Annotated in this window: 7 protein-coding genes, 2 rRNA genes and 2 riboswitches; all 9 genes read left to right on the top strand. The window is 44.8% G+C overall.

Annotation, left to right across the window (positions count from 1 at the left end; translation table 11 throughout):
• Positions 1 to 111: 111 nt before the first annotated feature.
• The 9 genes from AUO94_RS04345 to AUO94_RS04305 all read left to right on the top strand — a co-directional run bounded on the left by AUO94_RS04345 (position 112) and on the right by AUO94_RS04305 (position 16,150).
• Positions 112 to 1,593 (top strand): nicotinate phosphoribosyltransferase, encoded by a 1,482-nt coding sequence (locus AUO94_RS04345; protein ID WP_058386071.1) that lies wholly within the window; start codon positions 112 to 114, stop codon positions 1,591 to 1,593.
• Positions 1,593 to 2,420 (top strand): ammonia-dependent NAD(+) synthetase, encoded by an 828-nt coding sequence (nadE, locus tag AUO94_RS04340; protein ID WP_058386070.1) that lies wholly within the window; start codon positions 1,593 to 1,595, stop codon positions 2,418 to 2,420. Before AUO94_RS04345 ends, nadE begins: the two co-directional genes overlap by 1 nt.
• A 161-nt stretch (positions 2,421 to 2,581) precedes the next feature.
• Complete coding sequence (locus AUO94_RS04335) at positions 2,582 to 3,532, top strand: AAA family ATPase (protein ID WP_058386069.1); 951 nt, start codon at positions 2,582 to 2,584, stop codon at positions 3,530 to 3,532.
• Positions 3,533 to 3,537: 5 nt separating this feature from the next.
• The gene (locus tag AUO94_RS04330; RefSeq protein ID WP_335339247.1) at positions 3,538 to 4,743 is read left to right on the top strand and encodes a DUF58 domain-containing protein; all 1,206 of its coding nucleotides are present in this window, start codon (positions 3,538 to 3,540) and stop codon (positions 4,741 to 4,743) included.
• On the top strand, positions 4,740 to 6,920 hold the full coding sequence (locus tag AUO94_RS04325; protein WP_058386067.1) for a transglutaminase domain-containing protein: 2,181 nt from the start codon (positions 4,740 to 4,742) through the stop codon (positions 6,918 to 6,920). Before AUO94_RS04330 ends, AUO94_RS04325 begins: the two co-directional genes overlap by 4 nt.
• 32 nt (positions 6,921 to 6,952) lie before the next feature.
• Positions 6,953 to 7,054, top strand: a riboswitch (purine riboswitch).
• Positions 7,055 to 7,179: 125 nt separating this feature from the next.
• On the top strand, positions 7,180 to 8,718 hold the full coding sequence (gene guaA / locus AUO94_RS04320; RefSeq protein ID WP_058386946.1) for a glutamine-hydrolyzing GMP synthase: 1,539 nt from the start codon (positions 7,180 to 7,182) through the stop codon (positions 8,716 to 8,718).
• Positions 8,719 to 8,834: 116 nt separating this feature from the next.
• A riboswitch (purine riboswitch) is annotated at positions 8,835 to 8,936 on the top strand.
• Between the two features lie 113 nt (positions 8,937 to 9,049).
• Positions 9,050 to 10,387, top strand: coding sequence for an NCS2 family permease (locus AUO94_RS04315; protein WP_058386066.1), 1,338 nt, complete (start codon positions 9,050 to 9,052; stop codon positions 10,385 to 10,387).
• Between the two features lie 1,082 nt (positions 10,388 to 11,469).
• Positions 11,470 to 13,020 (top strand): 16S ribosomal RNA (locus AUO94_RS04310).
• Positions 13,021 to 13,217: 197 nt separating this feature from the next.
• Positions 13,218 to 16,150, top strand: a 23S ribosomal RNA gene (locus tag AUO94_RS04305).
• Together the 16S and 23S rRNA genes form the textbook arrangement of a ribosomal RNA operon.
• Positions 16,151 to 16,227: the final 77 nt, after the last annotated feature.

Here is a 16,227-nt window from a genome sequence, read left to right as displayed (position 1 = left end):
GTTAGAAGAAAAGAAGCATTAGTTCTCTACATATGAATGACTTTTATTTTTGTCTTTGGATTATTGGTGTATAATTGGAAGCATTACTGATGGTGGAAGAAGGAGAATCTTATGGATAAGCATTATGCGGATGACAGTTTGGCGCTACATACAGATTTATATCAAATCAATATGTCGGAGACTTATTGGGCAGATGGGATGCATGAACGAAAAGCGGTATTTGAATTATTTTTCCGCAAACTGCCTTTTGGCAACGGTTATGCACTGTTCGCTGGATTGGAACGTGTTTTGGATTACTTGAAAAACTTTAAATTTACAGAAAGTGATTTGAATTATCTTCAAGAAGAACTCGGCTACAAGGAAGATTTTATCGAATATTTACGTACCGTCCGATTTACCGGAGATGTTTACTCGGTAGTAGAAGGCGAACTAGTCTTTCAAAATGAAGCGTTGATCCGTGTCGAGGCTCCTCTCGTAGAAGCGCAATTAATTGAAACTGCACTATTGAATATCGTTAATTACCAAACCTTAATTGCCACGAAAGCCAGTCGCATTAAACAAATCGTAAAAAAAGAACGGGTCATGGAATTTGGAACAAGACGTGCCCAAGAAATGGACGCTGCAATTTGGGGTTCTAGAGCTGCGTATATCGGTGGACTTGAAGCGACTAGCAACGCACGAGCTGGGAAAAAATTTGGTATTCCAGTAGCAGGTACGCACGCTCATTCAATGGTGCAAGCATACAAGGATGAATATGCTGCATTTCATGCATATGCTAAACGTCACAAAAACTGTGTGTTTTTAGTTGATACATACGATACCTTGAAATCTGGACTGCCTATTGCCATAAAGGTAGCGCAAGAATTAGGCGATAAAATCAACTTCCAAGGAATACGCTTAGATAGTGGAGATATCGCTTTCTTATCGAAAGAAGCGCGGAAAATGCTAGATGCTGCAGGCTTCACGGATACAGAAGTTGTAGTTTCAAATGATCTCGATGAATACACGATATTGAATTTAAAGGCACAGGGTGCTCGAGTAGATACATGGGGTATTGGGACAAAGCTAATCACGGCATACGATCAGCCAGCATTAGGAGCTGTTTATAAATTAGTAGCTATTGAAAACGACAGCGGTGAAATGGAAGATACCATTAAAATTTCCGGAAACGCTGAGAAAGTTACGACGCCGGGTCTGAAAAATGTTTACCGAATTATTGATAGAGAAAATGGTAAATCTGAAGGCGATTATATTGCTATGCACGACGAAGATCCGGCTTCTCAAGAACGTTTAAAAATGTTCCATCCGGTTCATACCTTCGTATCAAAGTTTGTGACGAATTTCGATGCAATCAATATCCATCAAAAAGTTGTTGAAAATGGTGAAATCATTTATGACAATCCAAGTGTGCAGGAAATGCAAAGCTACGGAATTAAAAATATGGATTTATTGTGGGATGAATACAAACGGTCGTTAAATCCTGAAGAGTACCCAGTCGACTTAAGTCAGAAATGCTGGAACAATAAAATGAAAAATATTCAAGAAGTACGGGAAGCAGTTCATGACTTTATCGAAGAGGAAGGAGGAGCTTAATGTCTACTTTGCAACAGCGAATTATTGATGAGTTAAAAGTAGAGCCTCTGATTCAACCGCAACAAAAGATTGAACAGATTGTAGTATTTTTAAAAGAGTATTTAAAGCATCATCCATTCTTGAAAGGATATATCTTAGGTATTTCTGGCGGACAGGATTCTACCCTGCTCGGTAAGCTAGCACAACTAGCAGTCAATCAGTTAAATGAAGAATCAACTGACGTTAAATACGGTTTTTATGCCATACGTTTGCCGTACGGTGTGCAGGTTGACGAACACGAAGCACAAGACGCTTTGGAGTTTATTCAACCGACTAAATTGTATACCATCAATATAAAAGAAGCAGTTGATGCCAGTGAACGTGCTTTAGAAAACGCCGGCATTATGTTGACTGATTTTGCCAAAGGCAACGAAAAAGCCCGGGAACGAATGAAAGCCCAATACTCAGCGGCAGCGATGCACAGTGCAGCCGTGCTCGGAACAGATCATGCAGCAGAAGCAATAACTGGGTTTTACACAAAATTTGGCGACGGTGCTGCTGATTTAACGCCATTATTTGGCTTAAACAAACGACAAGGGCGAGCAATGTTGCAAGAACTTGGTTGTCCTGAACACCTGTACATGAAAATTCCGACCGCAGATTTAGAAGACGATAAACCAGCGCTCCCTGACGAAGTGGCTTTGGGAGTGACTTATGAATTGATTGATGATTATTTGGAAGGTAAGAAAATTCCGCTAGATGCGCAGGAAAAGTTAGAAGGCCATTACTTGAGAACGCAGCATAAACGTCATTTGCCGATTACTATTTTCGATGATTTCTGGAAATAAATAATAAAAAGCAGGAAACCTTAAGGGATTCCTGCTTTTTATTTTAGGGAAATCGTGGGAAAAGATCTTATGCAGTTGAGTTATCACTTGTTTTTCGTTATGATTACGATAAGATTGCGATAATTCAAAACATTTTTGATTTATATTGGAGGAACCTATAGATGGATGCCAAACAACTATTGGAAAGAGTAATAGACAATATCGAAAAAGTTATTATCGGCAAACGCGATATTGCTGAATTGAGTATCGTGGCCATGCTGTCTCATGGTCATGTTTTACTAGAAGACGTACCGGGTGTCGGTAAAACGATGCTTGTCCGAGCATTAGCAAAATCAGTAGGCGCCGATTTTAAACGAATCCAATTTACGCCTGACTTATTGCCATCGGACGTGATTGGTGTGTCGATTTATAATCCGAAAGACATGGAATTTCATTTTCGAGCAGGGCCAATTATGGGCAATATCATATTAGCTGATGAAATAAACCGAACTTCTCCGAAAACACAGTCCTCTCTTCTTGAAGCGATGGAAGAAGCTTCCGTCACGATTGACGGAGTAACAATGCAAATTCCTAAACCATTCTTTGTGATGGCTACGCAAAACCCCATCGAATATGAAGGCACTTATCCGTTACCTGAAGCACAGCTTGATCGGTTTTTATTGAAAATTAAAATGGGCTATCCTACACCGAAAGAAGAAATGGAAGTATTAAATCGAGCACGCGCTGCGGCGCCAATCGAAGAATTAACTTCGGTCATTTCACTGAGCGAACTTTTGGAGCTTCAAGAGCAAGCGAAATTGATCAAAGTGGATGAAACAATACGCAGCTATATTGTCGATTTGTCTAGACAAACTCGTCAAGACGCTTATGTCTATTTAGGCGTGAGTCCGCGAGGGTCGATTGCATTGATGAAAGCCTCACAGGCTTACGCATTATTGAAAGGACGAGATTATGTAACGCCAGACGACGTCCAGTATTTGGCGAAATTCGTTTTCGGTCACCGAATTATGTTGCGTTCCGAGGCTCGTTATGATGGTATTACTGCAGAAGAAATCACAGAACGAATATTGGCAAAAACCCATGTACCTGTTCAAAGGCTTGTCGGTCAATGAGCCGAATGAAAAAAAATATTGGTTTATGGGGACGTTTGACTTCAGTAGTGCTGATTCTTTTTTTAACTTTCTCCTTTGCTATGTTTCAAGGAGGCTTTGTCAGCTGGTTTATTTTTTATATGTCTCTGCCGTTTACTATTTATTCGGTGTTACTGGCATTATATCCCATACAACACATTGTCGCTTCGAGAGAAATTCACACGACTCAGGTCAGAAAAGGCGGAAGTTTTTCTGCTACCGCCACTATTTACCGGAAAACTCCTTTTCCGCTACTTTATACTGTTGCCAGTGAACAAACCCACTCTCCTTCTCTCAACAAGCAAATGGCAGGGCAACATCAAAAGATGGTAGTTCCAGGATTTCGGAAGATCTCTTCTTGGACATATGTTATTGATCAAATGCCAAGAGGGGAACATGTACTAGAAGGTATTCACCTAGAAGTTGCTGATTTTTTTGGGTGGGTAAAAAAGACTGTATTATTGCCAGTTCAGCAAACAATTTTAGTATATCCGAATACAGTGGATATCGTTTATCGGCCGATGGAGTCACGTTACGATCAGGGAACGATGGCTGCCCCTTTCACATTAGTAAAAGACACGACCATGACTAGTGGACTTCGTGATTATCAACCCGGAGACCGTGTATCATGGATTCATTGGAAATCCTATGCGCGAACGCAAACATTGCGGACGAAAGAATTTGAGGATCGCCAGTCGCAAGAACTTTTTTTGCTAGACGATCGAAGAAATTCCGAGAAATTTGAACTTCAAGTAGAATTAGTTGCTTCTATTTTGCAATCGATCGTACGCGCAAATTCGAGCGTAGCTTATCTATCAGTGGGTCGCAACCGTAATTATTTCCCTTTAGTTCAAACCGAAGAGCACTTGCAGCGAATTATGTATCATTTGGCGAAAGTGCAAGATGATTTGGATAAACCAGTTGACCAAGCGATCGGTCGTGAGTTGCAGCAGATGAATACATCGAGCTTACTATATGTCACGAGTCAACTCTCGATGGATATGGTTCAGTCTATTCGGAAGAACGCTAAAAATTTGAGCAATTGCATGTGTTTAGTTGTCGCAACTAAAGGCGAGAATTTGCTGGCAGAGGAAGAAAAGGTACATCAATATGCTCGCTCAAAGGGATTTGTTGTTAAACGTGTAAGTCCTGAAAACTTTGCAACAGTGTTTACGGAGGTGAGCCGCCAATGACTTCCATAAGAAACAATAAAGTCTTTATGGCTATTTTATATGTACTGGTTTTTTTGATGCTAGCCGAGTGGCTGACGCCAGTTATTGTATTAACCGAAACAGGACATAAAGCGCTGTTTTTGATTTTTATTGCTGTCGGGTTGTTGATGGCTTTTCTGCGGGTTCCATGGTGGTTTTCCGGACCGATAAAACTTCTTTATATTTTATGGTTCATTGTCTATGTCTATACCGGTCACGTGTTTTTTACAGCTGATGCTATTGCGTTTCTTCAAACTGATGTCGGTTTGAATTTCTCAGCTTTAACGAGTCAGAACTGGGAGCAAACGACAGATGTTTTCCGAACGGTCTTGTTTTTTGTTTTGTTGTGGATGGCTATTTACTTAATCCATTACTGGGTTAGTTTTAGGTTAAGTATTTTCTTGTTCTATCTATTAACAGTTATTTTTATCGCCGTGCTGGATACCTTTAGTCCGTATTCAGGAGAAACGGCGATTGTTCGAATTATGGTCATTGGACTTCTTCTTGCGGGTCTATTGTATTTGGTACGCTGGATGGAAGGGCATCGTATTTTAGAACGTACGGATAAAATGGCTTTGTTTGCTGTACCCCTCGTGTTGCTGGTGGCGGCTTCGACAGCACTGGCGTTATATTTGCCCAAAGCAGATCCAGTTTGGCCGGATCCTGTGCCATTTCTCACCACCTTTTCTGGCCAAGGCGGGGCTGGTAGTGGAGGAACCATTGGTAGAATTGGCTACGGAGTAGATGATTCACGACTAGGCGGATCTTTTGTCGGAGACGATACCGCTGTTTTTCGTGCCGAAGTGTCAGAAGGTCAATATTGGAAAGTCGAATCGAAAGACACATATACAACAAAGGGATGGGAATTGACAGGAAATGTAGGGGAATCTGTTGTTTATGGAAACAGCGATACGGTTGATACTGATTTTGTTCCCGCAGAAGAGCTCGAATCAGCTCAATTGGCGATGGAGCAAGAGTTTCCGTTTGTACTATATCCCTATGGAACAAAATCTTTTTCAATGGAAGAGTCACCGGACTATCAATACAGTACAGCAGATCAACGTTTTGAGACTTACCGAAACGGTGAAGAATTCGAACCTAAGGCATACGAAGTATCCTTTAACGAACCGAATTTTAGTTTGACGGCATTGAGGGAGACAAGCCAAGTCGACTTAGCTGAATTGCCTATCGAGTTCGACCGGTTTTTGCAATTGCCGGACGAGTTGCCGGAACGTGTCCGAGATTTAGCTGTTGAAATTACAGGCGGTACTGAATCAGTTTATGATCAAGCACGTGCCATAGAACGATATTTCAGTACTGCTGGATTTGAATACAGTCAAACAGACATTCCGGTTCCTGAAGCGAACCAAGACTATGTAGATCAATTTTTATTTGAAACAAAAAGAGGATATTGCGATAATTTTTCAACCTCGATGGTGGTAATGCTCCGTTCTCTTGATATTCCAGCTCGTTGGGTCAAAGGATTTAACGAAGGAGAACTCATCAACTCGGGAGGAGACACCAACGTTTATCAAGTAACAAACAATAATGCACATTCATGGGTTGAAGCTTATATGCCAGGAGTTGGTTGGATGTTGTTCGAACCAACAATTGGGTTTACAGGATCTTCATCTATCGACTTCGACTTGGAGCTGGATGCAACAGACCCCGAACAGCCTGGTCAGCAAGAACAACCGTTAGCTGAAAAACCCGATACCGCAGAAGCCGAAGAGACCACTGTAGTTTCTGGGCCTTCTTTTTGGGATCGATTGACTGATTTTATTTCTATGAATCGGTGGAAACTTGTCTGGATGATTGTGGGGACGGTTCTACTTGCAGCGATTCTTTTCAAAATCCGTCATAAATGGATGCCAAAGTTATTAGTTGCTTATTACCGAATGAGCGGAGATAGACCCGAACGTTTTGAAAAGGCTTATCTGCGGTTATTAAAGCAATTGGAATTGTATGGCATTAATAAGAGACCCGGACAAACATTAAAATCTTATGCAGCATATATCGATGCGTTTTTCGGCACGAAAGAAATGACGGAATTAACCGATGCCTATGAGCGGATGATTTACGGCAATGATAGTGAATCCATTGACTGGCATGAGTTGAGGGAAAGTTGGGAAAACTTAATCAATCGGACAAGCGGTTGATTTTACAAGCTTTAACTTGTACAATTGATTAAATTATAAATTACAGGTGCCCTCATATATGTCCGGTAATATGGATCGGATGTCTCTACCAAGTCCCCGGAAATGACTTGACTATGAAGGTGGATGACGCATGCTTTTTGACATGTGCATTCGCCTTTTTGATGTAGAGCAGAAGAACGCGAGGTCCAATTTTCGCGTTCTTTTGTTATTTTGAAACCTAAATTAAATAGAAGAGGTGAAGGTTTTGCCAGTTAGTCCAATGTTGAAAGAACAGAAAAAAATCGTCGTTTTGGATTTTGGAAGTCAATACAATCAGTTGATTACTCGTCGCATCCGCGAAATCGGTGTATACAGCGAGCTTCATCCACATACAGTTACTGCTGAAGAAATCAAAGACATGAATGCTACAGGGATTATTTTCTCAGGTGGACCAAACTCCGTTTATGACGACAATGCATTTTCAATCGATGATGCTATTTTTGAAATGGGCTTACCGATTTTAGGAATTTGCTACGGTATGCAATTAATGGCGTTGCACCTTAAGGGCAATGTAGAAAAAGCGCAAAACCGAGAGTACGGCAAAGCAGAATTAAAGCTGACTAAGGAAAGTAAAATTTTCAATGGTCTTCCTGAAGAACAAATTGTTTGGATGAGCCATGGTGACTTAGTTACGGCTGCACCTCCAGGTTTTGATGTTATTGGAACAAGTGCTAGTTGCCCAATTGCCTCGATGGCTGACGAAAGTCGCGGATTCTACGGCGTTCAATTCCACCCAGAAGTCCGCCATACAATGCATGGCAACGATTTGCTTCGCAAATTCGTCTATGATGTTTGTGGCATGAAGGATGACTGGTCGATGGAAAACTACATTGAGTTGGAAATCGAAAAAATTCGTGAAGAAGTCGGCGACAAAAAAGTACTTTGTGCACTTAGCGGTGGAGTAGATTCGTCGGTAGTCGCTGTACTGATTCATAGAGCAATTGGCGACCAGTTGACTTGTATGTTCGTCGACCATGGCCTTCTTCGTAAAGGAGAAGCGGAAAGTGTCATGAAGACTTTTGCTGATGGTTTCAATATGAACGTGATCAAAATCGACGCGCGCGATCGTTTCATGAGCAAACTTGAAGGTGTTACAGATCCAGAGAAGAAACGTAAAATTATCGGCAACGAATTTATCTATGTATTCGATGACGAAGCTTCAAAATTAGAAGGTATGGATTTCCTTGCACAAGGAACGCTTTACACGGACATTATTGAAAGTGGCACAACAACGGCACAAACCATTAAATCTCACCACAATGTTGGCGGATTGCCAGATGACATGCAGTTTAAATTGATTGAGCCATTGAACACATTGTTCAAAGACGAAGTGCGCGTACTTGGAGCTGAACTTGGTATGCCAGACGAAATCGTTTGGCGCCAGCCATTCCCAGGCCCAGGATTAGGAATACGTATTATGGGAGCAGTTACAGAAGAAAAGTTGGAGATCGTTCGCGAGTCTGACTGGATCTTGCGTGATGAAATCAAAAAAGCGGGTCTTGATCGTGATATTTGGCAATACTTCACTGTTCTGCCGGACCTTCGCAGTGTAGGTGTAATGGGCGATGCCCGCACATATGATTACGCAATCGGTATCCGTGCAGTAACGTCAATTGACGGCATGACATCTGACTGGGCTCGCATTCCTTGGGATGTTTTAGAGAAAATCAGTGTCCGTTTAGTCAATGAAGTCGATCACATTAACCGTGTATTGTATGACATTACGAGCAAGCCACCTGCAACAATTGAGTGGGAATAATTTTTTGAGGTGTCAGCTAAACTAGCTGACACCTTTTTTTACGAACTTTTTTCATTTATTCTTTATAAATGTTCGTGTTTGGTATTGTTTAATGATTTTATACATGATATATTACGATAGAAATCAAATAAGCTTGTCGTATAATGTCGGGAATATGGCCCGAAAGTTTCTACCGAGTCACCGTAAATGACTCGACTACGATTTTAATCCGCTCCTAGTTGAGTAGGATGCCCTTCATTTCTGTTGAAGGGGTAAATCGAACGCATACGGCAAACTGCTGTATGCGTTTTTCTTTTGTAGAAATTATGCACAGGCATTCGGAGGAATCAATATGAAAAAGTATTTTCAGTTTGAAGAACTGGGAACAAATTACCGTCGGGAAATTATCGGCGGCTTAACAACATTTTTAGCGATGGCTTATATCTTAGTCGTCAATCCGTTAACTTTAACGCTGGAATCGGTTCCGGATTTTGATGATGCACTACGCATGAATTACGGAGCTGTATTTATGGCAACCGCTCTAGCTGCAGCTGTCGGATGTTTAATGATGGGAATACTGGCGAGATATCCAATCGCACTTGCTCCAGGAATGGGGTTAAATGCATTTTTTGCTTACACAGTTATCCTGACTTACGGAATTCCATGGCAAACGGCCTTAACAGGAGTTTTGTTTTCAGGTCTTATTTTTATTCTTCTTACGTTAACGGGTCTTCGTGAACTCATCATCAACTCAATACCTGCTGAATTAAAATATGCGGTTGGAGCAGGAATCGGACTTTATATAACTTTTATCGGATTGCAAAACGCTAATATTATCGTCGATAATCCAGCTACCTTAGTCGGATTAGGTGATCTATCAGATAGCTCAGCACTACTGGCTATTTTTGGTTTAATTATTACTGTCATCTTCATGGTCCGTGGTGTTCAAGGCGGAATCTTTTTTGGGATTTTAATTGCAGCAGTTGTCGGTATGATTTTTGGTGTAGTTAATTTGCCAAGCGCGATTATTGATCTGAATGTTCCGAGCATGGCACCGACTTTCGGTGTTGCGATTGATCCAATCGTTAACGATTTTGGTTCATTGTTGAATATTCAATTCCTTGTTATCGTATTAACATTTTTATTCGTCGACTTTTTTGATACAGCCGGAACACTAGTAGCTGTTGCTAATCAGGCAGGTTTGATGAAAGACAACAAACTCCCGAGAGCAAGCAAAGCATTATTGGCAGATTCAATTGCGACAGTCAGTGGAGCAATCTTCGGAACGTCAACAACGACTTCCTATATCGAGTCGACTGCAGGAGTTGCAGCTGGAGCACGCTCTGGATTTTCAGCCGTAGTCACGGGACTGCTGTTCCTCATTTCGATTCTCTTCTATCCGGTACTCGAAGTCATCACTAGTGCTGTGACAGCTCCAGCTTTGATCATTGTTGGGGTGTTAATGGTTTCAGCTTTAGGAAAAATAGATTGGACGAAATTTGAAATCGCTGTTCCGGCATTCTTAACGATGATAGCTATGCCACTTGGTTATAGTATTGCAACAGGCATCGCGATTGGATTTATCTTCTATCCAATTACAATGGTCGTAGCAGGTAAAGGCAAGCAGGTTCATCCAATCATGTATGGGTTGTTTGTGATTTTCGTTCTTTACTTCATTTTCTTGGTGTAATTATAAAGCGGCTATCCCATAAGTCTCGAACATAAAACAGACGGAGAAAAAGAAACTCTTTTTCTCCGTCTGTTTTTTTGAATCGCCGCCGAGAATGCAGAAAGTAGCTAAGGGATGCCAGCTGCTTATAGAAGAGTGTGGACCAATCCCACAATCTCAAACTCGAGATGTACTTTTTGAAGGTTCTAGAGGTGAATTCTATGGAGTGATCGCTTGTCCTTGATAGGCACGAACACACTTTATCGGTTAATTTTGCGTCCTCGTATCATCTTTAAGAGCGGCTTTGTCCTTTGCAGAAGTGGAATTTTTTAGATTCACAGGGGGATGACGACAATAAAGACGGTGACTCCTGCAAGAACAGTGTATCGTGAAGGCGGTGCAATCGGCTTAGGCAGGGCCAACAAAAAATGTCCATCGCAATAGGCATCAACTTACTCTGTTACAGTTAAAAAGGTTGCACTCAAAAGTCATTGTTCAAGACCTCTTGAGTGCAATGCTTTTTGTATTAGCGAAATTAAAAGTTGTATTCAATATACTATTATAGAAGGAACTCGAAAACCTTCTCTTTTTTTGGGGTACGCTAAAAAGAATTAGAACTTATGAAACGGGAATGGAGCAGTCTTGTCAGGACTTATTTACAGAAAAATTTCAATTGACGACCAACAGTGGGAATACCTTAAATATAAGGAGTAGTCTTCAATGTAAAGAGAGGATCTCCTTTCAAATTTGTAACAATTTCGTAATCTAATTATTAAGAGTTTTCTGTTATAATAAAGTTGTGAAAAAAACTTCATGAAAGTGTTGACTCTATATATGGAACCGTGTTATATTAATTGAGTCGCCAATGAGCGCGGCAAACTGAACCTTGAAAACTGAACAGCAAAACGTCAACGAAAGACGTCACGAGCACTTCGGTGCGAGAACGGCTTTTGCGAAGTTTGCCTTATGGCAATCAGAGCAAAGTTGTTTTCCTTCTCGGTGTTCGTGACGACAACTTACTGATCAGCATTACGCAGATCAAAGCGAATCGTGCGTCTTCGGACGGCGATACGCCAGCAGTATTGAGCAATCAACACTACTCTATAATGGAGAGTTTGATCCTGGCTCAGGACGAACGCTGGCGGCGTGCCTAATACATGCAAGTCGAGCGGAACCAGAGGAGCTTGCTCCTTCTGGTTTAGCGGCGGACGGGTGAGTAACACGTGGGCAACCTGCCCTGCAGATCGGGATAACTCCGGGAAACCGGTGCTAATACCGAATAGTTTGCGGCCTCTCCTGAGGCTGCACGGAAAGACGGTCTCGGCTGTCACTGCAGGATGGGCCCGCGGCGCATTAGCTAGTTGGTGGGGTAATGGCCTACCAAGGCGACGATGCGTAGCCGACCTGAGAGGGTGATCGGCCACACTGGGACTGAGACACGGCCCAGACTCCTACGGGAGGCAGCAGTAGGGAATCTTCCGCAATGGACGAAAGTCTGACGGAGCAACGCCGCGTGAGTGACGAAGGTTTTCGGATCGTAAAACTCTGTTGTGAGGGAAGAACAAGTACCAAGTAACTACTGGTACCTTGACGGTACCTCACCAGAAAGCCACGGCTAACTACGTGCCAGCAGCCGCGGTAATACGTAGGTGGCAAGCGTTGTCCGGAATTATTGGGCGTAAAGCGCGCGCAGGCGGTTCCTTAAGTCCGATGTGAAAGCCCACGGCTCAACCGTGGAGGGTCATTGGAAACTGGGGAACTTGAGTGCAGAAGAGGAAAGTGGAATTCCATGTGTAGCGGTGAAATGCGTAGAGATGTGGAGGAACACCAGTGGCGAAGGCGACTTTCTGGTCTGTAACTGACGCTGAGGCGCGAAAGCGTGGGGAGCAAACAGGATTAGATACCCTGGTAGTCCACGCCGTAAACGATGAGTGCTAAGTGTTAGGGGGTTTCCGCCCCTTAGTGCTGCAGCTAACGCATTAAGCACTCCGCCTGGGGAGTACGGCCGCAAGGCTGAAACTCAAAGGAATTGACGGGGGCCCGCACAAGCGGTGGAGCATGTGGTTTAATTCGAAGCAACGCGAAGAACCTTACCAGGTCTTGACATCCCACTGACCGGTGTAGAGATACGCTTTTCCCTTCGGGGACAGTGGTGACAGGTGGTGCATGGTTGTCGTCAGCTCGTGTCGTGAGATGTTGGGTTAAGTCCCGCAACGAGCGCAACCCTTGATCTTAGTTGCCAGCATTCAGTTGGGCACTCTAAGGTGACTGCCGGTGACAAACCGGAGGAAGGTGGGGATGACGTCAAATCATCATGCCCCTTATGACCTGGGCTACACACGTGCTACAATGGACGGTACAAAGGGCTGCAACCCCGCGAGGGCAAGCCAATCCCAGAAAACCGTTCTCAGTTCGGATTGCAGGCTGCAACTCGCCTGCATGAAGCCGGAATCGCTAGTAATCGTGGATCAGCATGCCACGGTGAATACGTTCCCGGGCCTTGTACACACCGCCCGTCACACCACGAGAGTTTGTAACACCCGAAGTCGGTGAGGTAACCCTTGTGGAGCCAGCCGCCGAAGGTGGGACAGATGATTGGGGTGAAGTCGTAACAAGGTAGCCGTATCGGAAGGTGCGGCTGGATCACCTCCTTTCTAAGGATAAATTCGGAACCGAGCTTGGCTCGGGGTTGACGTTTTGCGTTCAGTTTTGAAGGTTCACCTTCAGGCGGCAACGCCTTTTTTTGTGACTTTCACTCTTGTTCTTTGAAAACTGGATAAAACGACATTGAAACAAAGCAAGTAATTCAAGTACGCGTGACGATTTCGTCACAACTTTTTAATTAACCAGTGGTTAAGTTAGAAAGGGCGCACGGTGGATGCCTTGGCACTAGGAGCCGAAGAAGGACGGCACTAACACCGATATGCTTCGGGGAGCTGTAAGTGAGCTGTGATCCGGAGATTTCCGAATGGGGAAACCCACTGCCTTTAATCGGGTAGTATCCATGTGTGAATCTATAGCACATGAGAAGGCAGACCCAGGGAACTGAAACATCTAAGTACCTGGAGGAAGAGAAAGCAAATGCGATTCCCTGAGTAGCGGCGAGCGAAACGGGATCAGCCCAAACCAAGAGGCTTGCCTCTTGGGGTTGTAGGACACTCTATACGGAGTTACAAAAGATAGGATTAGGCGAAGCGACCTGGAACGGTCCGCCGCAGCGGGTAACAGCCCCGTAGCCGAAAACCCTATCCCTCCAGAGTGGATCCTGAGTACGGCGGAACACGTGAAATTCCGTCGGAATCTGGGAGGACCATCTCCCAAGGCTAAATACTTCCTAGTGACCGATAGTGAACCAGTACCGTGAGGGAAAGGTGAAAAGCACCCCGGAAGGGGAGTGAAATAGATCCTGAAACCGTGTGCCTACAAGTAGTCAAAGCCCGTTAATGGGTGATGGCGTGCCTTTTGTAGAATGAACCGGCGAGTTACGATTGCATGCAAGGTTAAGCTGAGAAGGCGGAGCCGCAGCGAAAGCGAGTCTGAATAGGGCGACAGAGTATGCAGTTGTAGACCCGAAACCAGGTGATCTACCCATGTCCAGGGTGAAGGTAAGGTAACACTTACTGGAGGCCCGAACCCACGCACGTTGAAAAGTGCGGGGATGAGGTGTGGGTAGCGGAGAAATTCCAATCGAACCTGGAGATAGCTGGTTCTCTCCGAAATAGCTTTAGGGCTAGCCTCAAGATTGAGAATCCTGGAGGTAGAGCACTGTTTGGACTAGGGGCCCATCCCGGGTTACCGAATTCAGACAAACTCCGAATGCCAGTGATTTATGCTTGGGAGTCAGACTGCGAGTGATAAGATCCGTAGTCAAGAGGGAAACAGCCCAGACCACCAGCTAAGGTCCCCAAATATCCGTTAAGTGGAAAAGGATGTGGCGTTGCTTAGACAACCAGGATGTTGGCTTAGAAGCAGCCATCATTTAAAGAGTGCGTAATAGCTCACTGGTCGAGTGACACTGCGCCGAAAATGTACCGGGGCTAAACGGATTACCGAAGCTGTGGATGGATCTCGTTAGAGATCCGTGGTAGGAGAGCGTTCTAAGGGCGTTGAAGTCAGACCGGAAGGACTGGTGGAGCGCTTAGAAGTGAGAATGCCGGTATGAGTAACGAAAGACGGGTGAGAATCCCGTCCACCGAATGCCTAAGGTTTCCTGAGGAAGGCTCGTCCGCTCAGGGTTAGTCGGGACCTAAGTCGAGGCCGATAGGCGTAGACGATGGACAACAGGTTGATATTCCTGTACCACCTCCCCGCCGTTTGAGCAATGGGGGGACGCAGAAGGATAAGGAGAGCGTGCCGTTGGTTGTGCACGTCCAAGCAGTGAGGCGTGAAATGAGGCAAATCCCATTTCTAATACGTTGAGCTGTGACGGCAAGAGGGTTTACCCTTGAGTCCCTGATTTCACACTGCCAAGAAAAGCCTCTAGCGAGGCGGGAGGTGCCCGTACCGCAAACCGACACAGGTAGGCGAGAAGAGAATTCTAAGGTGAGCGAGTGAACTCTCGTTAAGGAACTCGGCAAAATGACCCCGTAACTTCGGGAGAAGGGGTGCTCTGGTAGGGTGAATAGCCCGAGAGAGCCGCAGTGAATAGGCCCAGGCGACTGTTTAGCAAAAACACAGGTCTCTGCAAAACCGTAAGGTGACGTATAGGGGCTGACGCCTGCCCGGTGCTGGAAGGTTAAGAGGAGTGCTTAGCGCAAGCGAAGGTGCGAATTGAAGCCCCAGTAAACGGCGGCCGTAACTATAACGGTCCTAAGGTAGCGAAATTCCTTGTCGGGTAAGTTCCGACCCGCACGAAAGGCGTAACGATCTGGGCACTGTCTCAACGAGAGACTCGGTGAAATTATAGTACCTGTGAAGATGCAGGTTACCCGCGACAGGACGGAAAGACCCCGTGGAGCTTTACTGTAGCCTGATATTGAATTTTGGTGCAACTTGTACAGGATAGGTAGGAGCCTGAGATTCCGGAGCGCTAGCTTCGGAGGAGGCGTCAGTGGGATACTACCCTGGTTGTATTGAAATTCTAACCCACAAGCCTGATCGGCTTGGGAGACAGTGTCAGGCGGGCAGTTTGACTGGGGCGGTCGCCTCCTAAAGAGTAACGGAGGCGCCCAAAGGTTCCCTCAGAATGGTTGGAAATCATTCGTAGAGTGTAAAGGCAGAAGGGAGCTTGACTGCGAGACGTACAGGTCGAGCAGGGTCGAAAGACGGGCTTAGTGATCCGGTGGTTCCGCATGGAAGGGCCATCGCTCAACGGATAAAAGCTACCCCGGGGATAACAGGCTTATCTCCCCCAAGAGTCCACATCGACGGGGAGGTTTGGCACCTCGATGTCGGCTCATCGCATCCTGGGGCTGTAGTCGGTCCCAAGGGTTGGGCTGTTCGCCCATTAAAGCGGTACGCGAGCTGGGTTCAGAACGTCGTGAGACAGTTCGGTCCCTATCCGTCGCGGGCGCAGGAAATTTGAGAGGAGCTGTCCTTAGTACGAGAGGACCGGGATGGACACACCGCTGGTGTACCAGTTGTTCTGCCAAGGGCATCGCTGGGTAGCTATGTGTGGCCGGGATAAGTGCTGAAAGCATCTAAGCACGAAGCCCCCCTCAAGATGAGATTTCCCATTGCGCAAGCAAGTAAGATCCCTCAAAGACGATGAGGTAGATAGGTTCGAGGTGGAAGCGTAGCGATACGTGCAGCTGACGAATACTAATCGATCGAGGACTTAACCAACACACTGTATGCGAAAAACTTGCTTGTTTCACCTGTCGTTTATCCAGTTTTGAGTGAACAAACACTCAACCAAATAG

The organism is Planococcus kocurii, from assembly GCF_001465835.2.
In the GTDB taxonomy this organism is placed as follows: domain Bacteria; phylum Bacillota; class Bacilli; order Bacillales_A; family Planococcaceae; genus Planococcus; species Planococcus kocurii.
This window is presented reverse-complemented; position numbering and strand designations above follow the sequence as displayed.